The organism is Pseudomonas sp. JBR1 (assembly GCF_028198185.1).
In the GTDB taxonomy this organism is placed as follows: Bacteria; Pseudomonadota; Gammaproteobacteria; order Pseudomonadales; family Pseudomonadaceae; genus Chryseomonas; species Chryseomonas oryzihabitans_E.
Map to the genome: position 1 here is coordinate 3,429,379 of NZ_CP116340.1, position 24,988 is coordinate 3,454,366.

Annotated in this window: 24 protein-coding genes; 10 read left to right on the plus strand and 14 right to left on the minus strand. The window is 66.4% G+C overall.

The window, feature by feature from the left end:
• Position 1: 1 nt before the first annotated feature.
• Positions 2–1,162, plus strand: coding sequence for a class C beta-lactamase (gene ampC / locus PJ259_RS15845; protein WP_271653447.1), 1,161 nt, complete (start codon positions 2–4; stop codon positions 1,160–1,162).
• Between the two features lie 195 nt (positions 1,163–1,357).
• Here ampC and PJ259_RS15850 read toward each other — a convergent pair whose 3' ends face one another.
• The 4 genes from PJ259_RS15850 to PJ259_RS15865 form a co-directional block, all read right to left on the minus strand.
• Positions 1,358–3,028, minus strand: a complete 1,671-nt coding sequence (locus PJ259_RS15850; protein WP_271653448.1) for a Na/Pi cotransporter family protein — start codon at positions 3,026–3,028, stop codon at positions 1,358–1,360.
• A gap of 164 nt (positions 3,029–3,192) precedes the next feature.
• A complete protein-coding gene (locus PJ259_RS15855) occupies positions 3,193–3,945 on the minus strand; it encodes a TerC family protein (RefSeq protein WP_059316764.1) in 753 nt (250 codons plus the stop codon).
• A 116-nt stretch (positions 3,946–4,061) separates the two neighbouring features.
• Complete coding sequence (locus PJ259_RS15860; RefSeq protein ID WP_059316765.1) at positions 4,062–5,396, minus strand: CitMHS family transporter; 1,335 nt, start codon at positions 5,394–5,396, stop codon at positions 4,062–4,064.
• A 265-nt stretch (positions 5,397–5,661) separates the two neighbouring features.
• Complete coding sequence (locus PJ259_RS15865) at positions 5,662–6,579, minus strand: LysR family transcriptional regulator (RefSeq protein WP_271653449.1); 918 nt, start codon at positions 6,577–6,579, stop codon at positions 5,662–5,664.
• Between the two features lie 99 nt (positions 6,580–6,678).
• Here PJ259_RS15865 and PJ259_RS15870 point away from each other — a divergent pair, with 99 nt between their 5' ends.
• Positions 6,679–7,431 (plus strand): SDR family oxidoreductase, encoded by a 753-nt coding sequence (locus tag PJ259_RS15870; protein ID WP_271653450.1) that lies wholly within the window; start codon positions 6,679–6,681, stop codon positions 7,429–7,431.
• 75 nt (positions 7,432–7,506) lie between these two features.
• On the opposite strand, the gene PJ259_RS15875 is transcribed toward PJ259_RS15870, so the two are convergent.
• Positions 7,507–8,409: a homocysteine S-methyltransferase family protein gene (locus tag PJ259_RS15875; RefSeq protein ID WP_271653451.1), complete on the minus strand. Its 903-nt coding sequence runs from the start codon at positions 8,407–8,409 to the stop codon at positions 7,507–7,509.
• 100 nt (positions 8,410–8,509) lie between these two features.
• Between PJ259_RS15875 and PJ259_RS15880 the strand changes: the two genes are divergently transcribed.
• The 5 genes from PJ259_RS15880 (at position 8,510) to PJ259_RS15900 (ending at position 14,040) form a co-directional block, all read left to right on the plus strand.
• A complete protein-coding gene (locus PJ259_RS15880) occupies positions 8,510–9,331 on the plus strand; it encodes an ABC transporter substrate-binding protein (RefSeq protein ID WP_271653452.1) in 822 nt (273 codons plus the stop codon).
• Positions 9,328–10,134, plus strand: coding sequence for an amino acid ABC transporter permease (locus PJ259_RS15885; RefSeq protein WP_184289370.1), 807 nt, complete (start codon positions 9,328–9,330; stop codon positions 10,132–10,134). The genes PJ259_RS15880 and PJ259_RS15885 overlap by 4 nt, the downstream gene beginning before the upstream one ends.
• Before the next feature lie 136 nt (positions 10,135–10,270).
• A complete protein-coding gene (locus PJ259_RS15890; RefSeq protein WP_271653453.1) occupies positions 10,271–11,161 on the plus strand; it encodes an SH3 domain-containing protein in 891 nt (296 codons plus the stop codon).
• A gap of 12 nt (positions 11,162–11,173) precedes the next feature.
• Positions 11,174–13,033, plus strand: a complete 1,860-nt coding sequence (locus PJ259_RS15895; protein ID WP_271653454.1) for a hypothetical protein — start codon at positions 11,174–11,176, stop codon at positions 13,031–13,033.
• A complete protein-coding gene (locus PJ259_RS15900; RefSeq protein WP_271653455.1) occupies positions 13,033–14,040 on the plus strand; it encodes a hypothetical protein in 1,008 nt (335 codons plus the stop codon). Before PJ259_RS15895 ends, PJ259_RS15900 begins: the two co-directional genes overlap by 1 nt.
• A gap of 9 nt (positions 14,041–14,049) precedes the next feature.
• Here PJ259_RS15900 and pdxR read toward each other — a convergent pair whose 3' ends face one another.
• The gene (gene pdxR / locus PJ259_RS15905) at positions 14,050–15,465 is read right to left on the minus strand and encodes a MocR-like pyridoxine biosynthesis transcription factor PdxR (protein WP_271653456.1); all 1,416 of its coding nucleotides are present in this window, start codon (positions 15,463–15,465) and stop codon (positions 14,050–14,052) included.
• An 88-nt stretch (positions 15,466–15,553) separates the two neighbouring features.
• Here pdxR and PJ259_RS15910 point away from each other — a divergent pair, with 88 nt between their 5' ends.
• The 3 genes from PJ259_RS15910 to PJ259_RS15920 are packed head-to-tail and all read left to right on the plus strand — an operon-like array spanning position 15,554 to position 17,318.
• Positions 15,554–16,204, plus strand: a complete 651-nt coding sequence (locus tag PJ259_RS15910; protein WP_271653457.1) for an FMN-binding negative transcriptional regulator — start codon at positions 15,554–15,556, stop codon at positions 16,202–16,204.
• A complete protein-coding gene (locus PJ259_RS15915; protein ID WP_271653458.1) occupies positions 16,201–16,650 on the plus strand; it encodes a GNAT family N-acetyltransferase in 450 nt (149 codons plus the stop codon). The genes PJ259_RS15910 and PJ259_RS15915 overlap by 4 nt, the downstream gene beginning before the upstream one ends.
• On the plus strand, positions 16,647–17,318 hold the full coding sequence (locus PJ259_RS15920; RefSeq protein ID WP_271653459.1) for a GNAT family N-acetyltransferase: 672 nt from the start codon (positions 16,647–16,649) through the stop codon (positions 17,316–17,318). Before PJ259_RS15915 ends, PJ259_RS15920 begins: the two co-directional genes overlap by 4 nt.
• A 4-nt stretch (positions 17,319–17,322) precedes the next feature.
• Here the strand turns inward: PJ259_RS15920 and PJ259_RS15925 are convergent, their stop codons facing one another.
• The 8 genes from PJ259_RS15925 to PJ259_RS15960 form a co-directional block, all read right to left on the minus strand.
• The gene (locus PJ259_RS15925; RefSeq protein ID WP_017639179.1) at positions 17,323–17,757 is read right to left on the minus strand and encodes a CBS domain-containing protein; all 435 of its coding nucleotides are present in this window, start codon (positions 17,755–17,757) and stop codon (positions 17,323–17,325) included.
• A 66-nt stretch (positions 17,758–17,823) separates the two neighbouring features.
• Positions 17,824–18,669, minus strand: coding sequence for a metal ABC transporter permease (locus PJ259_RS15930; protein ID WP_059316779.1), 846 nt, complete (start codon positions 18,667–18,669; stop codon positions 17,824–17,826).
• Positions 18,669–19,523 (minus strand): metal ABC transporter permease, encoded by an 855-nt coding sequence (locus PJ259_RS15935; protein WP_156428985.1) that lies wholly within the window; start codon positions 19,521–19,523, stop codon positions 18,669–18,671. Before PJ259_RS15935 ends, PJ259_RS15930 begins: the two co-directional genes overlap by 1 nt.
• Positions 19,523–20,284 (minus strand): metal ABC transporter ATP-binding protein, encoded by a 762-nt coding sequence (locus PJ259_RS15940; RefSeq protein ID WP_271653460.1) that lies wholly within the window; start codon positions 20,282–20,284, stop codon positions 19,523–19,525. Before PJ259_RS15940 ends, PJ259_RS15935 begins: the two co-directional genes overlap by 1 nt.
• Positions 20,281–21,174, minus strand: a complete 894-nt coding sequence (locus tag PJ259_RS15945; RefSeq protein WP_271653461.1) for a metal ABC transporter substrate-binding protein — start codon at positions 21,172–21,174, stop codon at positions 20,281–20,283. The genes PJ259_RS15940 and PJ259_RS15945 overlap by 4 nt, the downstream gene beginning before the upstream one ends.
• A gap of 188 nt (positions 21,175–21,362) precedes the next feature.
• Complete coding sequence (locus PJ259_RS15950) at positions 21,363–21,494, minus strand: hypothetical protein (RefSeq protein WP_271653462.1); 132 nt, start codon at positions 21,492–21,494, stop codon at positions 21,363–21,365.
• A gap of 147 nt (positions 21,495–21,641) precedes the next feature.
• Positions 21,642–23,447: a sodium-extruding oxaloacetate decarboxylase subunit alpha gene (gene oadA / locus PJ259_RS15955; protein ID WP_059316783.1), complete on the minus strand. Its 1,806-nt coding sequence runs from the start codon at positions 23,445–23,447 to the stop codon at positions 21,642–21,644.
• A gap of 10 nt (positions 23,448–23,457) precedes the next feature.
• Positions 23,458–24,873 carry an acetyl-CoA carboxylase biotin carboxylase subunit gene (locus PJ259_RS15960; RefSeq protein WP_059316784.1) on the minus strand — a complete coding sequence of 472 codons (1,416 nt, stop codon included), beginning with the start codon at positions 24,871–24,873 and terminating at the stop codon, positions 23,458–23,460.
• Positions 24,874–24,988 lie beyond the last annotated feature (115 nt).

Genomic DNA, 24,988 nt, shown 5'->3' on the forward strand with positions numbered 1-24,988 from the left:
CATGTCGGGTATCCCTCGCGCTCACCGCTCTTGCGGCCTCCTCCTGGGGCTGGCATTGCCGATCCTCGCCCAGGCCGCGCCCAGCCTCGACGACGAGGTACGCACCGCCGCCCGCGCGGTAATGGCCGAGCAGGACGTCCCCGGCCTGGCGATAGGTGTCAGCGCGCCAGGGCTGCGCCGGCTCTACTACTTCGGCGTGGCCGACCGCCGCAGTAGCCAGCCGGTGGACGCCGCCACCCTGTTCGAGATTGGCTCCCTGAGCAAGACCTACACCGCCACCCTCGGCGCCTACGCGTCGGCGACCGGTCGCCTGCGGCTGGACGAGTCCGCCGCTCAGGTCCGTCCGGCCCTGGCCGGCAGCGCCATTGGCCAGGCCAGCCTGCTGCAACTGGCCACCTACAGCGCCGGCGGACTGCCCCTGCAATTTCCCGACGCCATCGCCACCGAAGCCCAGGCGACAGGCTTCTATCGCGACTTCCAGCCGCCCTTCCCCGCTGGCAGCCGCCGTCTCTATTCCAATCCCAGTATCGGCCTGTTCGGCGCCCTGGCCGCCCAGCGCCTCGATGAACCCTTCGCCACCGCCCTGCAGCGCCACGTACTGACGCCCCTGGGGCTCGGTCACACCTATCTGCAGGTACCGGCGGCGGCGCAGGACCATTACGCCTGGGGCCACGGCAAGAAAGGCGAGCCGCTGCGGGTCAATCCCGGCGTCTATGCCGAAGAGGCCTATGGCATCAAGACCACCGCCGGGGATCTGCTGGGTTTCATCGAGGCCAACCTGAATCCTGGCCGGCTGCCGGCACCTCTGGCCAAGGCGATCACCACCACCCAGCAGGGCTACTACCGCAGCGGCCCCATGACCCAGGGCCTGGCGTGGGAGGCCTACCCCTATCCGCTACTCAAGACCCAGCTGCTGGCTGGCAATACCCCGGCGATGGCGCTGGAGCCACAGCCGGTGGATTGGCAACGGCCACCGCTGCCAGCGAGCGGCGCCCGGTTGCTGAACAAGACCGGCTCCACCAACGGCTTCGGCGCCTATGCGCTGTTCATCCCGGAGCGCCAGCTCGGCCTGGTGATCCTGGCCAACCGCAATTATCCGATTTCCGCCCGGATCGAGGCGGCCTGGCGGATCTTGCAGAAGCTCGATGGCGGAGTGCCGTAAGCGAACGTGTTGTCGCGGCCATGGCGCTCCGCCGAGGCCGTCGTAGGTTGGGCTGAGCGCAGCGAAGCCCAACATCGTCGCGGGACCCAGGCGATGTTGGGCTTCGACGATGTCGCTGTCTCAGCCCAACCTACGGTCTATGACCGCGATAACCGAAACAGCCTCATCCACGAATCCCCGCGTCAGACCGCAGCCTCAAACCCCGCCCGACTCCTCGCGTCCCTCCACCGGCAGCTCGTGCTCGGTGGCGTAGCCGGCGTCGGCCGCTTCCAGCACACCGTGGGCGATGCTGCAGAACAGCGAATTGACCCGACGCATGTCGCTGAGCAGGCCCAGGTGCAGGGAGCTGGTCTCGAAGCTCTCCACCACCTGCTGGTGCAGCCGCTCGACGTGGGCATGGGCATAGCGCCGTTCCAGCAGGCGGAAGCGCTGCTTGAGCCGACGCAGGCGCCGCGCCGCATCCAGGTCGCCGGAGAGATAGACCGACAGGCACAGCTTGAGGCTGTCGACCAGCAACCGGTGCAGGGCGGTGAGTTCGTCCACGCCGGAGGCCGAGAAGGACCGCCGCGCGGCGATCTTCTTGCTCTCCACGTCACTGGCCATGCGCTCGATCAGGTCGGCGGCCTGCTCCAGGTTGATCGCCAGTTCGATGGTCTCGGCCCAGCGCCGGCTGTCGCGCTCGTCGAGGTCGTCGCGCGGCATCCGCGCCAGGTACAGCTTGATCGCCGTGTAGAGGGCGTCGACATCGTCATCGAGGCGGCGCACCTCGCGGGCCAGCTGCTTGTCGCCCGCGTTGATCAGCACCAGCAGGTGCTGCAGCATCTGCTCGATGACGTCGCCCATGCGCAACAGCTCGCGTGAGGCATTGGTCAGCGCCAGGGCCGGGGTATCCAGGGCGGCGGTGTCCAAGTGACGTGGCCGCAAAATGGTCTCGGCGCTGTCCTTGGCCGGCAGCATGGCGGTGCAGAAACGCGCCAGGGGGCCGGCCAGCGGTAGGAACAGCAGGCAGCGCACCAGGTTGTAGGCGACGTGGAAGCCGATCACCACCTCGGCGTCGTTGAAGTCATAGCCCTGCAGCCAGTCGGCCAGCAGACCGATCCAGGGCAGCACCAGGATGCAGCCGGCCAGCTTGAACAACAGGCTGCCCACCGCCACCCGCCGCGCCTCGACGCCCTGCTTGGCGGCGCCCATCAGCGCCAGCACACCGCTGCCCAGGTTGGCGCCTACCACCAGGCACAGCGCTACCTTGAGCGAGATGACTCCCGAGCCGGCCAGAGTGGCGGTCAGCAGCACCGCCGCCAGGCTGGAATAGGAAACCATGGCGAAGACGGCACCAGTCAGGGCGTCGAGCAACTGGTCGCCGGTCAGCGAAGAGAACAGCACCTTGACCCCGGCCGCATGGGTCATGGGCGACGCCGCCTCGACGATCAGCTGCAGCGCCAGGATGATCAGGCCCAGGCCGATGGCGACCCGACCGAGCTGGCCGGCGCGGGTCTGCTTGCGGCCGAGAAAGAACACCACGCCAAGAAAGATCAGCAGCGGCGACAGCCAGGACAGGTCGAAGGTCAGCACCCGCGCCATCAGCGCGGTGCCCACGTCGGCGCCCAGCATGATGGCCAGCGCCGGCGTGAGCGGCACCAGGCCCTGGGCGACGAAGGAAGTCACCAGCAGCGCGGTGGCGTTGCTGCTCTGTACCAGGGCGGTGACGGCGATACCGGAAAGAAAGGCCAGCGGCGTGCGCTGCATGCTGCGACTGAGCACCCGGCGCAGGCTGGCGCCGTATACCCGCAGGATGCCGGTACGGACGATATGGGTGCCCCAGACCAGCAGGGACACGGCGGATAGCAGATTGAGCAGTGTCAGCATCGTGGCGCCCTCCCGGCGCGTGTCCAAGAGCTCCTGACGAGCTTGTCACAAAATCGTAATGACCGTTCTGCACAGACGCACGAGCCCGAAGGCAGGGCACCTTCGGGCTCGTGGGGACTTGCTGGATTAGGCGGCGGAGACCCGGTCGGGTTCCGCCGCTGGGCTCAGATCTGCTCTTTGCGCAGCTTGACCGCCTCGCGGGCCTTGGCCTTGCCGCGCAGGCGGATATTGATGGCTTCCACCGCCAGCGAGAAGGCCATGGCGAAGTAGACGTAGCCCTTGGGCACGTGGACTTCGAAGGCCTCGGCGATGAGCACGGTCCCGACCACGATCAGGAAGGACAGCGCCAGCATCTTCAGGCTCGGGTGCTTGTCGATGAAATTGCTGATGGCGCCGGCCGCCAGCATCATCACCAGCACCGCGACGATGATCGCCGCGACCATGACCGGTACGTGGCTGACCATGCCGACCGCGGTGATCACCGAATCCAGCGAGAAGACGATGTCGATGATGGCGATCTGGATGATGGTACCGATGAAGCCGCTGCCCTTCTTCTGGGGCGCGTCCTCGTCCTGCTCTTCCTCGCCTTCCAGGCCGTGGTAGATCTCGGCACTACTCTTCCACAGCAGGAACAGGCCGCCGAAGAAGAGGATGAGGTCACGCCCGGAGATGCCCTGGCCGAAGACGAAGAACAGGTCGGCGGTGAGGCGCATTACCCAGGTGATGGACAAGAGCAGCAGGATGCGGGTGACCATGGCCAGGGCCAGGCCGAAGAAGCGGGTCCGTGCCTGCATGTGCTTGGGCATGCGGCTGACCAGGATGGAGATCATGATGATGTTGTCGATGCCGAGGACGATCTCCAGGGCCGTCAGGGTAAAGAAGGCGACCCAGATTTCCGGGTTGGTCAGCCAGTCCATTGCAAATCCTCTTTTAGCTGAGACGCGCTCGGGCGCGCGCTCCAATGGAAAAGGCGCGTCAGGCGACGCGCCATTTTCGAACAGCCGGCAAGGCTAGTCGTACATTTGGTAAAACTCTAGCGGCTGTACAGCGGAAACACACCCAGTAACAAAGCACCGCCCAGCAGGAACATGCAGGTCACGGTGGCCCATTTCAGGGTGAAGCGCTGGTGGTCGCCGAACTCCACCTTGGCCAGGCCCACCAGCAGGTAGGTCGAGGGCACCAGGGGGCTGAGCAGGTGCACGGGCTGACCGACGATGGAGGCCCGAGCGATCTCCACCGGACTGATGCCATAGGCCGCGGCGGCCTCGGCCAGCACCGGCAGCACGCCGAAGTAGAAGGCGTCGTTGGAGATGAAGAAGGTGAACGGCAGGCTGACCAGGGCGGTGATCACCGCCATGTACGGACCCAGGGCGTCCGGGATTATCGCCAGCAGGCCCTTGGACATGGCGTCGACCATACCGGTACCCGAGAGGATGCCGGTGAAGATGCCCGCGGCGAAGATCAGCGAGACCACCGCCAGGACGTTTTCGGCATGGGCGGCGATACGCTGCTTCTGCATGTTCAGGCAACGGTAGTTGACGGTCATGGCGATGCCGAAGGCGATCATGAACAGCACCGGCATCGGCAGCACGCCAACGATCAGCGCGGCCATCAGCGCCAGGGTAAGCAGGCCGTTGAACCAGCGCAGGTGCGGGCGGCGGGCCTCGGCGCACTGGGAGACGGTGACGTCGGCGCCTTCGGTCTCGCCGATCTGCAGGATGCCCAGGCGCGCGCGCTCGCTGCGGCCATAGAGGTAGGCGAGGAAGAACAGCCAGGCGATCGCCAGCAGCATGGGCGCGATCATGGGCACGAAGACGTCGGCCGGATCCACGTGCAGGGCACTGGCGGCGCGGGCGGTCGGACCGCCCCAGGGGGTCAGGTTCATCACGCCACTGGAGAGCAGCATCAGGCAGGTCATGATCAGCGGATTCATGCCCAGGCGCTTGTACAGCGGGAACATGGCCGCCACGCAGATCATGTAGGTGGTCGAGCCGTCACCGTCCAGGGAGACCACCAGGGTCAGGAAGACGGTGCCCATGGCCACCTTGAGCGGATCGCCCTTGACCAGCTTGAGGATCCAGCGCACCGCCGGGTCGAACAGACCGGTGTCGATCATCACGGCGAAGTAGAGGATCGCGAACAGCAGCATCACGCCGGTGGGCGCCAGCTTGCGGATGCCGTCGAGCATCATCGGGCCGAGGGCGTCGAGCTTGACGCTGCCGAGGCTGGCGAATTCGCTGGACAGCGCCCAGGCCAGCACGGCGAAGGCGATCGGCACCATGGTCAGGGCGATCAGCGGAGACAGGCGCTTGGTCATGATCAGGTACATGAAGGTCATGACCATGGCGAAGCCGAGGAAAGTCAGCATGGGAATACCTCTGAATTTTCGCGAAGAAAAGGAAGGTTCAGCCGCGGCGCAGCGGCGCGGTAAGGGCGAAAATCCAGGGGAGACGGGCGTGCGGGGACGCCTGGAGGGACAGGTACGGCATGGCAAGGATCCTGGTTATTTTTGTAGGACGGCACCCGCTCACGGAGGCGGGTCTTGAACGGATCCTATGAGTTCAACCTTTCGCCAGCCTTGCGTGGCGAAAGGCGGATGTTGCGGGATGTCACGAAGCCGACACGGAGGGGTGCTAACTGCCCCGCTGCCATTCCGGAGCGCTCAGGTGCTCGACGAAGAAGTCGAGCAGGACCTGAATCTTGGTGGGCCGGCTGCGCGCCGAGGGCGTCACGAAATAGAGGCCGCCACGGGTCAGGTGCCAGTCCGGTAGCAAATGCACCAGCCGGCCATCGGCCAGGTAGTCGTTGGCGATGAATTCCGGCAACTCGGCGATGGCCATGCCTTCCAGCAGGACCGGCAGCAGGGCCTCGGAATTGGTGACGCGCAGGGGGCCGCGGGGCAGCACGCTTTCCTCGCGGCCATCGTCCTGGGTGAAGCGCCACACCTGGCTGCGCGCCCGGTAGGCGTAGCTCAGGCAGGCATGTTCGGTCAGCTCCTGCGGATGTCTTGGGCGACCGTGGCGCTCGACATAGGCTGGCGCCGCCACCAGCCGCTGACTGACCGCGCAGAGACGCCGGGCGACCAGCGAGGAGTCGGGCAAGGCGGCGATGCGCAGGGCGGCATCGAAGCCCTCCGCCACCAGATCCACGGTGGCATCGGACAGGTGCAGATCCACCGTGAGCTGGGGATAGCGACGCAGCAGCTCAGGCAGCAGCGGCGCGACCCAGCGCAGGCCGAAGGCCATGGGCACCGCCAGCCGCACCTGGCCGCGCGGCTGCACGGCGCGTGCCTGGGCGGCGCTTTCGGTCGCCTCCGCCTGCCGGTAGAGATCGCCGGCCTGGGCGGCCAGCTCGTGGCCGAATTCGGTCAGCGCCAGCTGCCGCGAGGTGCGATTGAACAGCCGTCCGCCCAGGCGCTCTTCCAGGCGCGTCACCGCTCGCGACACCGTGGCCACCGACACCCCCAATACCCGCGCCGCGGCGGCGAAGGAGCCCTCCTCGGCGACCTTGGCGAACATCGCCAGGCCTTCGAAATCCGGCAATCTTTTCATTTCATTCCTGCAACGATGACTTTCCAATCATTCTATTTTGCAAAGCAGACCTGGTCGATAGGCTGACTCCACCTGATCACAACCTTTTGGAGATTCAGCATGACTCTCAAGCTCGCAGACAAGATCGCCCTCGTCACCGGTGCCACCAGCGGCATTGGCCTGGCCGCCGCCAAACTCTTCGCCCAGCAGGGCGCCCACGTCATTCTCACCGGCCGGCGGCAGGCGGAACTGGATGCCGCGGTCGCCGAGGTCGGCAACGCCACCGGCATCGCCGTGGACTCCTCGCGTCTGGACCAGCTCGATGCCCTCTATGAGCGCATCCGCCGTGAGCACGGACGCCTCGATGTGCTCTACGTCAACGCCGGGGGTGGCAGCATGCTGCCGCTCGCCGAGGTGACCGAAGCCCACTACGACGACACCTTCGATCGCAACGTGAAGGGAGTACTGTTTACCGTGCAGAAGGCCCTGCCGCTGCTGGCGGACCATGCCTCGGTGATCCTGGCCGGCTCCACCGCCGCCACTACCGGCACCCCGGCCTTCAGCGTCTATGGCGCCTCCAAGGCTGCCGTGCGCGCCTTCGCCCGCAACTGGATCCTGGAGCTGCAGGGGCGCGGCATTCGTATCAATACCCTGAGTCCGGGCGCGACTCGCACCCCGGGCCTGGTGGAACTGGCCGGGCCAGATGCCGCCCAGCAGCAGGGCCTGCTGGACCACCTGGCCACCCAGATCCCCCTAGGCCGCGTCGGCGAGCCGGAAGAGATCGCCAAGGTCGCCCTGTTCCTGGCTTCCAGCGACTCCAGCTTCGTCAACGGCGCCGAGCTGTTCGCCGACGGCGGCCAGGCGCAGATTTGAATGGCACCTTGCAGCAAGAAAAAAGCGGACAGCGCTCGGGGCGCGGTCCGCTTTTTTACTGACTGAACGCGGGCGTCAGCCGCGCAGTCGCTGGTCGAGCACGGCGATGTGTTCCGGGCCGATGCCGCAGCAGCCGCCGATCAGGCTCGCCCCGCGTGCCTGCCAGTCCTGGGCGAAGCTCAGGTAGCCGGGCGGGTCCAGGTCCGGGCGCAGGGGGTCGAGGCCGTCATTGGCGGTAGCCTCTTCCGGCTGGGGTGGAAAGGCATTGGCATAGGCGCCGAAGGGAATCTCGACACCCGCCGTGGCGAACGTCGCCCGCGCGGTATCCAGCGCCGCGGCCATCACCTCGGGCTGGCTGCAATTGAACAGCAGCGCTCCGGCGCCCAGCTCCACGGCCAATTGCGCCGCCTCGGCCACCGGCTCGCCGGATCTCAGGCGCGGTACCTCGTCGACGTCTTCGTCCTTCAGGGTAAAGGACAGCCACAGCGGCTTGCCGTCATCCGGCAGCCCGGCGGCGATGGCGCGCACCTCGGCCAGGGAGCTCTGGGTCTCCGCCAGCCAGAGATCGACATGGGGCGCCAGTCCGCGAATCAGCGGCTGCAGCACCTCGTCCACCCGCGCCGGCTCGAACAGATCGGGGCGATAGGAGCCGAACAGCGGCGGCAGCGAACCCGCCACCCGCACCGGCTGACCACTGGCCACCACCGCCTGCCGCGCCAGCTGGCCGGCTCGTGCCGCCAGGGCCTCGCCTTCGGCGGCGAAGCGCGCCTCACCGATATGGAAGGGCACCACCGCATAGCTGTTGCTGGTGATCACCTGGGCGCCCGCCTCGATATAGGCGCGGTGTACCGCTTCCACCTGCTCCGGCGCCTCGCTCAGCGCCAGGGCCGACCATTCCGGCTGGCGAAAAGGCGCACCGCGTCGCTGCAGTTCGCGCCCCATGCCACCATCGAGAAGAACAAGATTCATGTTGGCCATATAGCTATTTCACTTTTCCTTATAACCAAAACAGAGTTCAATATCGGTTCTCATATCTCTCTAATACCAGGCCCTCTTTCCCTTTGCAAAGGACGCCCCCATGAGAACCGCTCTGCTATCGGCCCTCGGCCTGACCCTGGCGCTGGTCGCCACCTCGGCCTCGGCCGGCGCTACCCTGGACCGTATCAAGGCCAAGGGCGAGCTGGTCAATGTGCTCATGGAGAGCTATCCGCCGTTCTCCCAACTCAATGCCCAGAACCAACTGGAAGGCTTCGACGTCGACGTGGCCAAGGCGGTGGCCGACAAGCTGGGCGTCAAGCTGCGCCTGGAAACCCCCTCGTGGGACGTGATCGCCGCCGGCCGCTGGAGCGGTCGCTACGACGTCTGCATCTGCTCCATGACACCCAGCCAGGCGCGCGCCAAGGTGTTCGACTTCCCGGTCGACTACTACGCCTCGCCGGCAGTGATCGTGGTCAACGCCGGTGACGACCGCATCCACGGCGCCAAGGACCTCTCCGGCAAAAAGGTCGGCGTCACCAGCGCCTCTTCCTACGAGAGCTATCTGAACAAGGACCTGACGATCGAAGGCCAGGAAGACCAGCCGCTGAGCTACCCCTTCGACCAGGTGCAGGTGGTGCCCTTCCCCGACGACAACGTCGCCTTCCAGGACCTGGGCCTGGGCGCCGGCAAACGCCTGGACGCGGTGCTGACCAACCTGGTGACCGCCCAGCCGCGCCTGGCCCAGGACAGCAAGTTCAAGCTGGCCGGCGCGCCCCTCTATGCCGAGCCCAATGCCGTGGCCATCGAGAAGGGTGACCCGGAATTCGCCGCCAAGCTGCACGAGATCATCGAGGGACTGCGCCAGGATGGCACCCTGAAGCGGATCTCCGACAAGTGGATCGGTGCCGACATCAGCCAATGAGCCAGTTACCGCCCCCGGTCGAATCGCGTCCGCTGCTGAGCTTTCGTACCCGTGTCTGGCTGACCTGGCTGGCGCTGCTGGCCGGGGGCGTGTTCTTCGTGCTCGGTTTCGACCTGAAATTCGCCACCGTCTGGCCGCGCCTGCCCAATCTGGTGGGCTGGCGCCTGGGCCCCAACGGCTTCCTGCAAGGTGCGGCCCTGACGCTGTTCCTCAGCCTCAGCTCCATCCTGGTGTCGGTGCTGCTAGGCTTCGCCGCGGCCCTGGCGCGGCTGTCGTCCAGCGCCCTGGCCTATGGCGTGGCGACCTTCTACGCCTCCTTCTTTCGCGGCACCCCGCTGCTGATCCAGATCCTGCTGATCTACCTGGGCCTGCCGCAGATCGGCGTGGTGCCCGGCGCCATCAGCGCCGGCATCCTCGCCCTGTCACTGAACTATGGCGCCTACCTGAGCGAGATCTTTCGCGCCGGTCTGCTTGGCGTTCCCGCCGGTCAGCGCGAGGCGGCCCTGGCCCTGGGTCTGTCGCCCCGGGTGATCTTCTGGCGCGTCACCCTGCCCCAGGCCATGCGCAGCATCATCCCGCCGACCACCAGCCAGTTCATCTCCATGCTCAAGGACTCCTCCCTGGTCTCGGTGATGGGTGTCTGGGAGGTGATGTTCCTCGCCCAGTCCTATGGCCGCTCCAGCTATCGCTATCTGGAAATGCTCACCACCGCCGCAGTGCTCTACTGGCTGATGTCCCTGGCCATGGAGTTCATGCAGTCGCGCCTGGAGCGGCATTACGGGAAGGCGTATCGGGGGCGTTAGAGCCTTTCGCTGCGCCTTCTAGGCCATGCTAGCCCTTTGATACCAAACCCGCTTTCAGTGAATCAGGTCACAACATCTCTGGAGCAAGCCTCTACCATTCCCTCCTCCTAAATTTTCGCTTCGGAAAGGACTCGTTATGAAGCCTCGTCATCGCCTTGCCGTTCTCTGCCTCGGTGGCAGCCTCGCCGTCACCGGCTGCTCCAACATGTCGCAGAACGAATGGCTCAACCAGGAAAACGTCGGCACCGTCGTTGGTGCCGCGGCCGGCATCCTCATCGGCAGCCAGATCGGTGGTGGCAGTGGCCGTACCGCCGCCATGCTGGCCGGCGCCCTCGCCGGTGGCGCCCTGGGCAAGACCCTGGGCGCCAAACTCGACCAGCGTGATCGCGAGGCCCTGGCCGTGCAGACACAAAAGGCACTGGAGCACGCCCAGGATGGTCAGGTGACGACATGGACCTCCGACCACAGCGGCGCTACGGCCCGCATCGTGCCGGTGGCAACCGAGACCGAAGCCCGCCAGGTAGCGGTCAAGCGCACGCCCAAGGTGCAGAAGGTCGAGCAGCTGACCCTGCTCAACAAGCCCTATCAGTCGATCAAGTCGGCCAACCTGCGCGCGGCACCCAATGACAGTGCCGACAAGGTCGGCGGGCTGCCTACGGGTACGCGCTTCACCGCCTTGGGCCGTACCGGCAACGACTGGATCGCGGTGGGCCGCAAGGGCGTGACCATCGGCTACGTCTATGCGCCATTGGTAGCTCCGGCGACCACTACCTCCGTGGCGACGGCAGGCAAGACCAAGGCCCAACCAGCGCCTGCGGTGGATCTGGACACCCTGGACGTGGCCAGCGCCAAGCAGCAGGGCGTGGACCTCGATGCGGCCGATCTCGATGCCGCGCCGGTGCAGGACAAGGTCGCCGCCAAGACCACCTGCCGTACCCTGAACTACAGCCTCAGCCAGGGCGGCCAGCAGGATCAGCAGACCACCAAGGCCTGCCAGGCCGCTGACGGTGCCTGGGAACTGATCTAAGGAAGGATGACCATGAAACCCACCCTGCTGGCCCTGACGCTGCTGGCCACGGCCACGGCTGCCCAGGCTGAAAGCACCCGCCTCGCCTACTCCAAGGCCGAAGAGGTCGAGGTCTTCGTCGATCACGCGGCGGCGGCCTGGTGCGCGCCCGACTTGGCGCTGCGCTTCGTCTATGGCAAGGCTGCCGAGGCTGCGGCTGTCGAACGCTTGATGCCCAAGATTGGCGCTTTGCTCGGCAAACAGTGCGACCAGGCCGAGCGCCTGACCTGGACGGCGACCGGTAACACTGACGCCCGGCTGAACGGAACGGCTACCAAGGCCACGGCCTGGGCGGCGCAGGTACAGAATTCGGCTGCCGTCGTCGCAGCTCCTGCCCCTGCCCCTGTCGAACCGCCCAAGGCGCCCGCTGCTGCGGCGCCTGAGACTGCCAGGCCCGCCACTCCCCCGGTAGTCCCAGAGGCACCGGCACCCGCAGCTCCGCCGGCCCCGGTCGCCGAATCGGCACCGGCCGCGCCGGCCAAGGTCGAGCCTGCACCTGCACCTGCACCTGCACCTGCACCTGTGGCAGCCAAGGAGCCTGCCGGTCAGATCGCCACCGATTTCGATGTCGCCGGCTGGCGCCCGGGCGATGGCGAAGCCGAACTGGCCAAGAGCGACTTCATCACCACCCTCAAGGACAGCCAGGGCTGTGCCTTCCGCGTCCCCTTCAAGGCCGAGGAAGACAGCCGCTACCTGCAGGTTCGCTCCAGCGGTATCCGTTGCGAGAACGGCCTGGCCCAGGGCGAGGGTGAACTCGCCTTGGAGCGGAGCGATGGCAAGCAATTGCAGCGCTGGAAGGGTTTCTTCCTCAATGGTCTGCCGCTGGACAAGCCCTTGCCGCCGCTGCGCTTTGTCGGCTTCGATAGCCAGAAGCAAGCTCTATTCCTGCTGGCCAGCGATCCGGTGACTGCCAGCTACAGCCTGCTGCGTCTCGGCTACAGCTATCGCGGCCAGTGGTCGATCAGCAGTCCGGATGTACTGTTCGTGACCGGCAACAGCGAACAATTCCGTCAGCTCGACCAGATCCGCCCCATCATCGCCAAGACACAGCAACAGCTCGACGCGCTGGGTACGATGGTCCCGCACTTCACCTTCCTGGCCGTGCGCGACTTCACCAAGGGTATCTTTCCCCGCCCCTGGAACAGCGACGAATCCAGCCAGGACTTCTGGCTGTATCGCGTCAATGTCGACCGCAACTGGCGCAGCAAGGCCTGGCAGTTCAGTCCCGAGCAGGCCACCAACTACCTGTTCATGTGGGATGAGAAGCAGGCACGCCAACGCGAGCAGGCCGCACGCGAGCGTGAGCGCGAAGCCCTGCAGGCACGGATGCAACAGGCGTTCCGTGCCCGTGATCAACTCGCCACCTACGAGCGCCTGACCCAGGAAGCGCGCAGCAATCCACAGGCGCTGCTGGCTCGCCAGGTCAACGACGTGCGCTATACCTCAGGCGGCGGTGGTGGCTATGCCGCCCTGGTCGGCGGCGAGACCCGACCGGTACGCCTGATCGCCAGGGTCACCAGGACGAATAGCGACGGCTGGACCCTCGACTATCCCTATCCGATCCAGGCGCAGGTACCGGCCGGCATCCCGGCCAAGACCGGCTGGTATGTCCTGAGCGGCACCCTGCAGCTCGATCCGAAGGCGCGTGACGCCGACGACCTGCCCCTGACGCACCTGACGGCCAAGGTCGTGCAGCCCTGTACCAGCGAAGGCTGCAGCGACCTGCGCGATCCCTTGGCGCTGGCACGGGTGCAATTCGAGGACCCCGCCTGGACCCCCGAGGCGGCCCGCCAACAGCTCAAGGATGCCGGTCTCGGCGAGGAGCGCTTCTGATGAAACGGACTCTCAACGTCAAACTCTTGGCCGGTGCGGCACTGGTCGTGGTGGTCGGGGGCTATTTCGGTCTCAAGGCCTACGCCGCTCATGTCGCTGATGGACGTCTGCGCGACTGGCTGTTCGAACACCGTCTGCAGGACAAGATCAGCTGGCAGTCGCTGTCCTCCTCACCGCTGGGCGGCACGATCAAGCTGCACGAGGTGCGCATCAGCGATGGTCCGAGCATCGCCCAGCTGACCCTCTCCGACCTCAAGGACGAACCCGCCCACCGCCGGGCCGATGTCCAGTTCGAAGGTGTGGCTTTTCCGCCCGACGCCAAGGGGCGCTCGACGGCGCTGCACCTGCCCCTGGTTGGCGGTCTGCTGCTCGCCAGCGGACGTGCAGAACTGGCGCCCTTTTCCGGCCGGTTGAAATGGAACGTCGAGGATGAGCTGGCGGACATCGGCCTGACCCTGGACCTGCCGGAGCTGCTGGACGTGGATGCGAGCCTGTCACTGGCTCAGGTCCGCCGCCTGGCCGAAGACCTGAGTGATATGGCCGACAATGGCCAGCAGGTTGGCCAGCGCGGTCTGCTGTCATCCTTCGGCATACTGGGCAAGCTGCAGCAGAGCGCGCAACGCGCCGAGCTCAAGGGCTTGCGGGTGGATGTCACGGATCAGGGCTACTTCAAGCGCAGCCTGGCCCTGACCCGTCGCTATCTGCCGCTCGACCCTACCGCGGGCGACTTCGACAAGCAGCGTGACCGGGCCCTGGCCGCCGCGCACCAGCAGCAGCGCGATGACTGCCTGCAGGACTTCCAGAACCTGGGCACGCGCGGCAAGGATTTCTGCAAGGGTCTGGTCGATCTGGCCTCTGGCGAAGAAGACGGTCTGCGGGTAAGCCTTGCGCCCAAGGAACGCGTGCGTCTGAGCGACACCCTGGAAGTCGCGCTGACCGCGGCCCTGGATCCCGCTGGCGCCGCCGGTCTGCTGGACCGCCTCAACCTGGAGTCGAAAAGCCTCTGACGGCAGCGCTCAGGTCCAGGCCCCCCGCAGCCTGTCCAGCGCCTGCTCTATCTGCGCCTCCGGCACCGCCGCGAAGCCCAGCACCAGTCCGGCGCGGGCGTCGGGCGGGGTCGAGCCTTCGGGCAGCCAGTAACGCGACAGGGCATTGAGCTCTACCCCGACCGCGGCGGCCCGGGCCACCAGCTCGGCTTCGCGGGTGAGGCTGGCGACCGGCAGGCACAGGTGCAGGCCAGCCACCGGCACGCCCGGCGTGGCGCAGCCGGCGACTTCGGGCCAGCCGGCCAGCAGGGCATCGCGGCGGCTACGCGCGGCTCGTCTCATGCGCCGGATGTGGCGCTGGAAATGGCCCTGTTCGATGAAGTCGGCCATGACCGTCTGGGTGGCGCTGTCGAGATGGCGGATGCCGGCCCGTTGCAGCTCCAGCAGCGCCGGCACCAGCGCGGGCGGGGCCACCAGATAGCCCAGGCGCAGGCCGGGAAAGGCGATCTTGGAAAAGGTGCCGACATAGAGCACCCGGCCGTGACGATCCAGCGCGGCCAGGGGTGCCAGGGGCGCGCCCTGGTAGCGGTATTCGCCGTCGTAGTCGTCCTCGACGATCCAGCCGTCGGCCTGCTGCGCCCAGTCCAGCAGCGCCAGGCGGCGCGGCAGGGACAGTACCGCGCCGGTGGGATACTGGTGCGACGGGGTGACATAGACCAGCCGGCAGTCCGGCAGCCCTGCCAACTGCTCCACCACCAGCCCGGCCCCATCCACCGCGACTCCCTGCAATCGCGCCCCGCCACTCTGCAAGGCCAGGCCCGCGGCGCGATAGCCGGGATCCTCCATGGCCGCCCGGGCTCCGGGCGCCAGCAGCAACCGGGCGCAGAGTTCGATGGCCTGCTGGGCGCCGCTGGTGATGAGGATCTGCTCGGGTGCGCAGACCAGGCCCCGCGCCTGGCGCAGGTAGGCGCTCAGCAAGCGCCGCAGGCGTAGTTCGCCGCCGGGTTCGCGATAGCCGAGCAGGGCCGGCTCGGGCTGGCGCCAGAAACGCTGCTGCAGCCGCGCCCAGGTGGCGAAGGGAAACAGATCCACCGCAGGCAGACCGACGCGAAAGGCGCACGGCGCGCCGGGTGGCACGCTGGCTGGAGGCGCAGGCGTGGCCCTGACCGTGGCATCGGGAGCGGTCAGGGCCTGGGTCACGGGCACGACATAGGTACCGTCGCCCGGGCGGCTGTCGAGAAAGCCCTCGGCCAGCAGCTGCTCGTAGGCCGCGGTTACGGTATTGCGCGACACGCCCAGCAGCCGCGCCAGTTCGCGACTGGCCGGCAGGCGCACCCCGGCGGCCAGCTCACCAGTCAGGATCCGCCCCCGCAGGCCCTGGTAAAGCTGGCGCGCCAAGCCCTGTCCGGGCTCCAGCAACAGCCCCGACGGATCGAATCCCAGCATGGATTGGCACCCTGAAAGTTGCAGGAATTGGCTCTTACAGGGAGCCAAAGTCGACCTTAGCATGGCGAGACGTTGCTGGAGCCTTGCCATGTACCCCAACCCCGCCTTCTGTTTCGATGACCTGCCCAGGCTGCACCAGCACCTGCGGGATCACGCCCTGGCGCTGCTGATCAGTCAGACCTCATCCGGTCCCCTGATAAGCCATCTGCCGCTCTGGCTGGACCCCGACGAGGGCCCCCATGGCACCCTCTACGGCCATCTGGTGCGCAGCAATCCCCAGGCCCAGGCACTCGTCGCGGCGGGGCAGGTACTGGCGGTGTTCCAGGGTCCCCAGGCCTATGTCAGCCCGGCCTTCTATCCCGGCAAGGCCGAGCATGGCCGAGTAGTGCCGACCTGGAACTACCAGGCGGTGCACGCCCGTGGCAGCGTCGAGGTATTCGACGACCCTGAGCGCCTGCTGACCCTGCTGGAGCGCTTGACCGACCGCCATGAGGCCGGGCGAGCACAACCCTGGCAGGTCGCGGATGCGCCAGCGGACTTCATACAGGGCATGTTGCGCGCCATCCGCGGCCTGCGCCTGCCCCTCGACAGCCTCCAGGGCATCGCCAAGCTTAGCCAGAATCGCAACGGCACCGATCGCGAAGGCGTCCGCCAGGGTCTGGCCGCCAGCAACGATCACGACGCGCAAGCCTTGGCCGCCCTGATGACCTCCCCTCTTGCCCCCCGGAGCCACCCATGACCATTCGCCCATTGACCGAAGCCGATCACGCCGCCTGGCATGAGATGTGGCAGGCCTATCTAGCCTTCTACGAGACCACGCTGCCGGAAACCACCTACGCCCGTACCTGGCAGCGCCTGCTCGATCCGAGCGAACCCGTCCATGGCGCCCTGGCCTGGGACGGCGAGCGGCCCCTGGGCCTGGTGCATTTCATCTATCACCCGTCCTGCTGGACCGAGACCGACTACTGCTACCTGCAGGATCTCTATGTCGCCGAAGGCCATCGCGGCGGCGGCCTGGGCCGCGCCCTGATCGAGCATGTCTATGCCCGTGCCGAAGCGGATGGCTGCGACCGGGTGCACTGGCTGACCCAGGAAACCAACCAGGCGGGACGCCAGCTCTATGATCGCATCGCCACTCGCTCGGGTTTCATCCAGTACCGCCACCTGCTGGGAGACAGGCCATGACCACCCTCGACTGGACCCCGGCCCGCCTGCCCCAGCCGCGCCTGCTGCAAGGCCACCATGTGCGCCTGGAACCCCTGGATCCAAAGCGCCACGGTGCCGATCTCTGGCAGGCCCTGCACGACCAGGATCCGGCCCTGTGGGACTATCTACCCTATGGGCCCTTCACCGAGCAGGCCGCCTTCGCCACCTGGCTGACGGGTCTCGCCGAGGGTCGCGATCCGCTGTTCTATGCCGTGGTGGATCCCCAGGACGGACGTGCCCTGGGTCAGCTCAGCCTGATGAGTATCGTCCCCGAACATGGCAGCATCGAGATTGGCCATGTCGCCTTTGGCGGACGTCTGCAGCGCACACCCCTGGCCACCGAGGCCTTTTACCTCCTGATGCAGGAGGCCTTCGCCCTGGGCTATCGCCGCCTGGAATGGAAGTGCGATGACGCCAATGCGCGCTCGAAGCGAGCCGCCGAGCGCCTGGGCTTCAGCCATGAAGGCCTGTTTCGCCAGCACCGGGTGGTCAAGGGCCGCAACCGCGACACCGCCTGGTTCAGCCTGCTGGATCACGAGTGGCCAGGTGTGGATGCCGGCTTCAGGCGCTGGCTGGCGGCAGAGAACTTCGATGCCGCAGGGCGCCAGCGGAGCGCCCTGGCCGTGACCGCCGGACATACCAGCTGAGGCATTACTCACCGCGGATGTAGCCCTCCAGATGGCGGATCAGCTCCGCCTGCTGCACGGTGGTCGCCTTGACCAGGTCACCGATGGACAGCAGACCGATCAGCTTGCCGTTACCCATGACCGGCAGGTGGCGCAGGTGGTGGTCGGTCATCATCTGCATGCAGTCACCTACGGTCTGCTGCGGCAGCACGATGATGACCGCCTCGGTCATGATCTCGCTGACCGGCGTCGCATAGGAGGAGCGCCCCTCTAGTGCCACCTTGCGTGCATAGTCGCGCTCGCTGACGATGCCCACCAGTTCGCCGTCGCGCATCACCGGCAGCGCCCCCACGTTCTTTTCCGCCATCAGCCGCAGGGCGTCGAGTACCCAGGCGTCCGGGGCGATGGTGTAGACGTCCTGCTGGGTCTTGAGGGCAAGCAACTGGGCGACGGTTTTCATTGTAGTTCTCCTGATGGAAGGCGAGCGTGACCGGAAACGCCTGGCAGGGCCGGTCAGCTGATTACATCAGGCCACTTGAACGCCCTTGTCGCCCGAACGACGTCGATCCCGCCACAGGCGCCATGTCAGGGCCAGCAGGAAGCCGGCCGTCAGCAGTACCACCATGGTCGGTGCCGGTGCGCTGTCCCAGACCAGGCTCAGGAGTACCCCGCCCAGGGCCGCCAGCACCGCCAGCGTCGTGGCTACCAGCAGCATCCAGCCAAAGGAGCGGGTCAACAGGAAGGCGGTGGCACCCGGGGCGATCAGCAAGGCCACCACCGGTACCATGCCCACTGCCTGCAGCGCGCCGACCACGGTCAGGGCGATGAGTCCGAGCAGGCCGTAGTGCAGCACATCCACCCGCAGGCCCAGCGCCCGCGCCTGGGCCGCGTCGAAAGCCAGCACCAGCAGGTCGCGCCAGCGACAGGCCAGCGCCAGCAGCACCAGGGCGGCGATCACCGCCATCTGCCAGAAGGCCTCCGGGGTCACCCCCAGCAGATCGCCAAGCAGGATATGGTCCAGGTGCAGCTCGGTGGGCAGCCTGGCATGCAGCACCAGGCCCAGGCCAAACATGCCGGAGAAGACCACGCCCATCAGGGTGTCCTGCTTCACCCGGCTGTGGCGTTTGAGATAGCCGGTCGCCAGGGCGCAGCCCAGGCCCGCGACAAAGGCGCCGACGACCAGGGGCGCACCCAGCGCCGAGGCCAGCACCAGGCCGGGAAACACCGCATGGGCGATGGCGTCGCCCAGCAGCGCCCAGCCCTTGAGCACCAGAAAGCACGACAGCAGCGCCGTCGGGACTGCTACCAGCACGGCCATCAACAGCGCCTGGCGCATGAAGTCGACTTCCAGGGTCAGCCGCAACCAGTCCATCAGCTGGCCTCCGCGGTCCGCCGTGCCCGGCGCCGATTGGCCAGCAGACCATGGCGGGGTGCCAGGACGAAGGCCAGCAGGAAGATCAGCGTCTGCAGGACCACCACGCAGCCACCGGTGGCGCCGTCGAGGAAGTAGCTGAGATAGGTGCCCAGCAGGCCACTGCCGACACCGATGGCCACGCTGATCAGCACCACCCGCGAAAAGCGGTCACTGAGCAGATAGGCCGTCGCCCCCGGCGTCACCACCAGGGCGATGACCAGAAAGGCGCCCACCGTCTGCATGGCCGCTACCGTACTCAGCGCCAGCAGGGTAAAGAACAGCAGCTTGTAGCCGGTGGGATTGAGACCACAGGCGCGGGCCTGGCCCTCGTCGAAGAACACCAGCAGGAGGTCACGCCACTTGAGCACCAGCACCAGCAGGGAGACGGCGGCGATGATCAGCAGCTGGCGACTGGCCTCGGGGGTGATGGCCAGGATGTTGCCGAAGACGATGGTCTGGATGTCCACCGCCACCGGCGCCAGCGAGACCAGGAACAGCCCGCCGCCAAAGAAGGCGCTGAAGATCAGACCGATGATGACGTCTTCTTTCAGCCGGGTGTATTGCCGCAGCCCCAGCATGGCCCCAGCCGCCGCGCCGCCGGCGAGAAAGGCGCCCAGGGCCAGCGGCAGCCCGAGCAGATAGGCACCGGCCACGCCCGGCACCACGGCATGGGACAGGGCATCGCCGATCAGCGACCAGCCCTTGAGCATCAGGTAGGCGGAAAGGAAGGCGCACAGTCCGCCCACCAGCGCCGCCGCCCCCAGGGCGCTTCTCATGTAGCCGTAGGCCAGCGGCTCCAGCAGCCCTTCCATCAGGCGCGCTCCCGCCGCAAAGGCTCTGGTCGGTCGCTCTCGAACAGGCGCAGGGCGCCGCCAAAGGTGCGCTCCAGGTTTTCGCGGGTAAAGACCTCGGCCGTCGGCCCCTCGGCCAGCACGGTGCGGTCGAGCAACACGGTGCGGTCGCAGAAGCGTTCGATGCTGGCCAGGTCATGGGTCGAGACCAGCATCGAGCGACCCTCGGCGCGCAGGGCCTGGAGCAGTTCGATGATGGCCCGCTCGGAGGTGGCATCCACCCCGGTGAAGGGTTCGTCCAGGAGGATCACCCGGCTGTCCTGGGCCAGGGCGCGGGCGAGGAAGACCCGCTTCTTCTGGCCGCCGGAGAGTTCGCCGATCTGCCGCTTGCGCAGCTCGGTCAGCCCCACCCGCGCCAGGGCGGCGTCGACCGCCTGGTGGTCGGCCGTGCGCGCCAGCCGCAGGAAATTCATCCGGCCGTAGCGGCCCATGAGCACCACGTCCTCCACCCGTACCGGAAAGTCCCAGTCCACGTCTTCGCTCTGGGGCACGTAGGCGACGAGATTGCGCTTGAGCGCCTGAGCCACCGGCAGGTCATCGACCCGCACCTGGCCGGCGCGCAGGGATACAAAGCCCATGATCGCCTTGAACAGGGTGGACTTGCCGCTGCCATTGACCCCCACCAGGGCGGTGATGGACCCGCTGGGCACCGTCAGGCTGGCTTCGCGCAGGGCGGTGTGGCCGTTGCGATAGGTCACGCTGACTCCGTCGAGGGCAATCATGGCGCCAGCCCCTGTACCAGGGTCTCGGTGGTCACTCGCAACAGGTCGAGATAGGTGGGCACCGGGCCGTCGGCGGCGCTCAGCGAATCCACGTAGAGCACCCCGCCATAGCGGGCGCCGCTCTCCCGCGCCACCTGCTCGGCCGGCGCGGCGGAAACGGTGCTCTCGCTGAAGACCGTCGGAATCCGCTCGGCGCGCACCGTCTCGATCACCCGGCGCACCTGCTGCGGCGTGCCCTGCTGGTCGGCATTGATCGGCCAGAGATAGAGCTCCTTCAAGCCCAGGTCACGCGCCAGATAGCTGAAGGCGCCTTCGCTCGATACCAGCCAGCGGCGCTCGGCGGGAATCGCCTGCAATTGCTGGCGCAAGGGGTCGAGGGTAGCGGTGATGCGCGCCTTGTAGGCGTCGGCATTACGCCGGTAGGTGTCGGCCTGGGCCGGATCGTGCTCGACCAGGGCATCGCGAATGTTGTCGACATAGATCAAGGCCGCCTGGGGTGACATCCAGGCATGGGGGTTGGGCTTGCCGGCATAGGGCCCCTGGGCGATGGCGATGGGCTCGATACCCTGGGAGACCACCGCGCGGGGCACGTCTTTCATGCGGCCGAAGAAGCGCTCGAACCAGACTTCCAGATTCAGGCCGTTCCACAGCACCAGCTGGGCGTCACGCACCTTGAGCAGATCGCCTGGCGTGGGCTGGTAGTTGTGGATCTCGGCGCCGGGCTTGGTGATGGATTCCACCTGGGCAGCGTCACCCGCCACATTGCGCGCCATGTCGGCGATCACCGTGAAGGTGGTGACCACCTTGAAGGGTTCCGCCGCCTGGGCAGCGTTGCCCAGCAGCAGTCCCAACAGACCCGCCAGGGTCCAGCGTCTCGTCTTCTCTAGCATTCGGCCCGCCTCTCGGTGGTTTATAGCCTTGGCTAAATTAGATAGCACAACCTATCAAGCGTGCAGCGAGACTTTGTAACCTGGGATGAGGACGTTCGTTAGCGACACGAACAGGGGAAGGCGCCTCGCCAGAACGCACGCGAGAAGCCGCGGTAGGGCCGAGCAGCCCTGGCTCGATAGGTAGAAGATCAGTGCGCGGCCTGCACCAGGACGCCGTGCGAACGCTCGGGCTGGGTCTCCAGCGGGCGACGTTCGGCGTGCCCGTCGAGCAGCTTGTCCAGTAGTCCACGCAGAGCACGTCTTTTCAGATCTTTCAGCATCGCGAATCCTCCCGGGATCGTTATAGCCTTGGCTATATTAAATAGCAGACCCTATCGGAAGGCGTTAGTGCTTTTTATCAATCGAGTGGATAGAAACCGCCCATAAAAAAGGGGACCCGCAGGTCCCCGAGGGAAATCGAAGTGATCTCAGCCTTCGATTTCAATCAAGACTTCACCCGGATTGACCCGGTCGCCCTTGGCCACCCGTACCGCGATGACGGTACCGGCGATGGGTGCCTGGATCTCGGTTTCCATCTTCATGGCTTCGGTGACCAGCACACCCTGCCCGGCCCTGACCTGGTCGCCTTCCTTGACCAGCACCTCGACGATGTTGCCTGGCATGGTGGTGCTGACGTCGCCCGGACGCTCCGCCTGGCGCCGCCGCTGACCGCCCTCGGCGACGAAGTCGCCGCTGGCTTCGAACACCACCTCTTCCGGCACGCCGTCGATGGAGAGGTAGAAGTGCCGCTTGCCCTCGCTCTTGAGGCCGATACCGGTGATGTCCACCTGGTAGGTCTCACCGTGTACGTCGACGCTGAAGGCGGTCGGTACACCCTGACCACCGACCGCCGCCACGCCATCGGCCGACGGCATGGGCAGCAGGGCTTCCGGTACCAGGGTGCCGGCCGCACGCTCCTCGAGGAACTTGCGTCCGATGTCGGGGAACATGGCGAAGGTCATCACGTCCTCTTCGCTCTTGGCCAGGTCGCCGATCTCGCCGCGCAACCGTGCCAACTCGGGGCTGAGCAGATCGGCCGGGCGTACCTCGATGACCTCTTCCTGGCCGATGGCTTGCTTGCGCAGCTGCTCGCAGATAGCTCCGGGCGCCTTGCCGTAGCGGCCCTGCAGGTAGAGCTTCACCTCGTTGGTGATGGTCTTGTAGCGCTCACCCGCCAACACGTTGAAGAAGGCCTGGGTGCCGACGATCTGCGAGGTCGGGGTCACCAGGGGCGGATAGCCCAGGTCCTGGCGTACCCGTGGGATCTCTTGCAGCACCTCGTTCATGCGATTGAGGGCGCCCTGCTCGCGCAGCTGGTTGGCCAGGTTGGAGATCATGCCGCCCGGCACCTGGTTGACCTGTACCCGGGTGTCGACCCCGGTGAATTCACTCTCGAACTGGTGGTACTTCTTGCGTACCGCATGGAAGTACAGGCCGATCTCCTGCAGCAGCTCCAGGTTCAGGCCGGTGTCGTAGGGCGTGCCGCGCAGGGCCGCGACCATGGATTCGGTGCCTGGGTGGCTGGTGCCCCACGCCAGGCTGGAGATCGCCGTGTCGATGCGATCGGCGCCATTTTCCACCGCCTTGAGCTGGCACATGGAGGCTACCCCGGCGGTGTCGTGGGAATGCACCACCACATCCAGCGTCAGGGCCTCCTTGAGTGCCTTGACCAGCTCGCCGGTGGCATAGGGCGTCAGCAGGCCAGCCATGTCCTTGATGGCGATGGAATCCACGCCCAGGTCGGCCATGCGCCGTGCCTGGTCGACGAAGGCGCTCACGGTGTGCACCGGGCTGGTGGTGTAGCAGAGGGTACCCTGGGCGTGCTTGCCGCTGGCCTTGACCGCGCGGATGGCGGTTTCCAGGTTACGCACATCGTTCATGGCGTCGAAGATGCGGAAGACGTCGATGCCGTTGGCCGCGGCGCGCTCGACGAAGGCCTCGACCACGTCGTCGCTGTAGTGCCGGTAGCCCAGCAGGTTCTGCCCGCGCAGGAGCATCTGCAGCCGGGTATTGGGCAGCGCCTGGCGCAACTGGCGCAGGCGCTCCCAGGGGTCTTCCTTGAGGAAGCGCACGCAGGCGTCGAAGGTCGCGCCACCCCAGACTTCCAGCGACCAGTAGCCGACCTGGTCGAGCTTGGCGCAGATCGGCAGCATGTCTTCGGTGCGCATGCGGGTCGCCAGGAGCGATTGGTGGGCGTCGCGCAGGATGGTGTCGGTGATCTGGATGGTTTTCATTGTTCTGTCCTTACAGACCGGCATGGGCGGCGATGGCGGCGGCGATGGCGATGGCCAGGTGCGTCGGGTTGCGCTTGATCGAGTACTGGGTCAGCTCCGGATGGCTTTCCACGAAGCTGGTGTTGAAACGCCCGCTGCGGAATTCAGGGTCCCGCAGGATGGCCTCGTAATAGGGCGCGGTGGTCTTCACCCCCTGCACGCGCATGTCGTCCAGGGCGCGGAGGCCGCGATCCATGGCCTCTTCCCAGGTCAGTGCCCAGACGATCAGCTTCAGGCACATGGAGTCGTAGTACGGCGGGATCACGTAGCCGGTGTAGATGGCGGTGTCGGTACGCACCCCCGGCCCACCTGGCGCGTAGTAGCGGGTGATCTTGCCGAAGCTCGGCAGGAAGTTGTTCTTCGGGTCTTCGGCGTTGATGCGGAACTGCAGGGCGAAGCCACGGTGCTGCACGTCTTCCTGAGCGAAGGACAGCGGCAGGCCGGAGGCGATGCGGATCTGCTCGCGAACGATGTCGATGCCAGTGATTTCCTCGGTGATGGTGTGCTCGACCTGCACCCGGGTGTTCATCTCCATGAAATACACCTCGCCCTCGGCGAGCAGGAATTCCACGGTACCGGCGTTCTCGTAGCCCACCGCCTTGGCCGCGCGTACCGCCAGGTCGCCGATGTAGGCGCGCTGCTCGGGGGTCAGCTGGGGGCTGGGCGCGATCTCGATCAGCTTCTGGTTGCGTCTCTGGATGGAGCAATCGCGCTCGAACAGGTGCACGGTGTTGCCGTGGCTGTCGGCGAGGATCTGCGCCTCGATGTGCTTGGGATTGACGATGCACTTCTCGAGAAACACCTCGGCCGAGCCGAAGGCCTTGGTCGCCTCGGAGATCACCCGCGGATAGGCCTGCTCCAGCTCCTCGCGGGTATTGCAGCGACGAATGCCGCGACCGCCACCACCGGACGTGGCCTTGAGCATCACCGGGTAGCCAAGGCGATCACCTTCGCGCAACGCCTCGGCGATATCCGCCACGTTGCCCTCGGTACCCGGGGTACAGGGCACCCCGGCGGCGATCATGCTGCGGCGCGCCTCGGTCTTGTCGCCCATGCGGCGGATGACCTCGGCGGACGGACCGATGAAGCGAATACCGCGCTGAGCGCAGATTTCCGCCAGTTCGGCGTTTTCGGAAAGGAAGCCATAGCCAGGATGGAGGGCATCGCAGCCGGTCTCCACGGCCAGGTTCACCAGCTTGCGCGGATTGAGATAACCCTCGAGCGGATCGCTGCCGATGCCATGGGCTTCATCGGCACGTTTCACGTGGAGCGCTTGGCGATCGGCATCGGAATAGACCGCCACCGAGCGAATACCCATCTCGGCGCAGGCCCGTACGATACGCACGGCGATCTCGCCTCGATTGGCGATAAGTATCTTCTTGATCACACCTGGCTCCTTGTCTGCTGCAGCCTGCAGCCGCTTGTTATTGCCGGTGTCTCGAAGCTACGCCAGGGTCTCTCTTATGGAAAATAAATAATTGTTGGATACTCCATAAGTCATC

Excerpts from the sequence above, each read along its gene's own strand:
- ampC (WP_271653447.1), top strand. The coding sequence starts at position 2 with ATGTCGGGTATCCCTCGCGCTCACCGCTCTTGCGGCCTCCTCCTGGGG.
- PJ259_RS15850 (WP_271653448.1), bottom strand. The coding sequence starts at position 3,028 with ATGCTGACACTGCTCAATCTGCTATCCGCCGTGTCCCTGCTGGTCTGG.
- PJ259_RS15855 (WP_059316764.1), bottom strand. The coding sequence starts at position 3,945 with ATGGACTGGCTGACCAACCCGGAAATCTGGGTCGCCTTCTTTACCCTG.
- PJ259_RS15860 (WP_059316765.1), bottom strand. The coding sequence starts at position 5,396 with ATGCTGACTTTCCTCGGCTTCGCCATGGTCATGACCTTCATGTACCTG.
- PJ259_RS15865 (WP_271653449.1), bottom strand. The coding sequence starts at position 6,579 with ATGAAAAGATTGCCGGATTTCGAAGGCCTGGCGATGTTCGCCAAGGTC.
- PJ259_RS15870 (WP_271653450.1), top strand. The coding sequence starts at position 6,679 with ATGACTCTCAAGCTCGCAGACAAGATCGCCCTCGTCACCGGTGCCACC.
- PJ259_RS15875 (WP_271653451.1), bottom strand. The coding sequence starts at position 8,409 with ATGGCCAACATGAATCTTGTTCTTCTCGATGGTGGCATGGGGCGCGAA.
- PJ259_RS15880 (WP_271653452.1), top strand. The coding sequence starts at position 8,510 with ATGAGAACCGCTCTGCTATCGGCCCTCGGCCTGACCCTGGCGCTGGTC.
- PJ259_RS15885 (WP_184289370.1), top strand. The coding sequence starts at position 9,328 with ATGAGCCAGTTACCGCCCCCGGTCGAATCGCGTCCGCTGCTGAGCTTT.
- PJ259_RS15890 (WP_271653453.1), top strand. The coding sequence starts at position 10,271 with ATGAAGCCTCGTCATCGCCTTGCCGTTCTCTGCCTCGGTGGCAGCCTC.
- PJ259_RS15895 (WP_271653454.1), top strand. The coding sequence starts at position 11,174 with ATGAAACCCACCCTGCTGGCCCTGACGCTGCTGGCCACGGCCACGGCT.
- PJ259_RS15900 (WP_271653455.1), top strand. The coding sequence starts at position 13,033 with ATGAAACGGACTCTCAACGTCAAACTCTTGGCCGGTGCGGCACTGGTC.
- pdxR (WP_271653456.1), bottom strand. The coding sequence starts at position 15,465 with ATGCTGGGATTCGATCCGTCGGGGCTGTTGCTGGAGCCCGGACAGGGC.
- PJ259_RS15910 (WP_271653457.1), top strand. The coding sequence starts at position 15,554 with ATGTACCCCAACCCCGCCTTCTGTTTCGATGACCTGCCCAGGCTGCAC.
- PJ259_RS15915 (WP_271653458.1), top strand. The coding sequence starts at position 16,201 with ATGACCATTCGCCCATTGACCGAAGCCGATCACGCCGCCTGGCATGAG.
- PJ259_RS15920 (WP_271653459.1), top strand. The coding sequence starts at position 16,647 with ATGACCACCCTCGACTGGACCCCGGCCCGCCTGCCCCAGCCGCGCCTG.
- PJ259_RS15925 (WP_017639179.1), bottom strand. The coding sequence starts at position 17,757 with ATGAAAACCGTCGCCCAGTTGCTTGCCCTCAAGACCCAGCAGGACGTC.
- PJ259_RS15930 (WP_059316779.1), bottom strand. The coding sequence starts at position 18,669 with ATGGACTGGTTGCGGCTGACCCTGGAAGTCGACTTCATGCGCCAGGCG.
- PJ259_RS15935 (WP_156428985.1), bottom strand. The coding sequence starts at position 19,523 with ATGGAAGGGCTGCTGGAGCCGCTGGCCTACGGCTACATGAGAAGCGCC.
- PJ259_RS15940 (WP_271653460.1), bottom strand. The coding sequence starts at position 20,284 with ATGATTGCCCTCGACGGAGTCAGCGTGACCTATCGCAACGGCCACACC.
- PJ259_RS15945 (WP_271653461.1), bottom strand. The coding sequence starts at position 21,174 with ATGCTAGAGAAGACGAGACGCTGGACCCTGGCGGGTCTGTTGGGACTG.
- PJ259_RS15950 (WP_271653462.1), bottom strand. The coding sequence starts at position 21,494 with ATGCTGAAAGATCTGAAAAGACGTGCTCTGCGTGGACTACTGGACAAG.
- oadA (WP_059316783.1), bottom strand. The coding sequence starts at position 23,447 with ATGAAAACCATCCAGATCACCGACACCATCCTGCGCGACGCCCACCAA.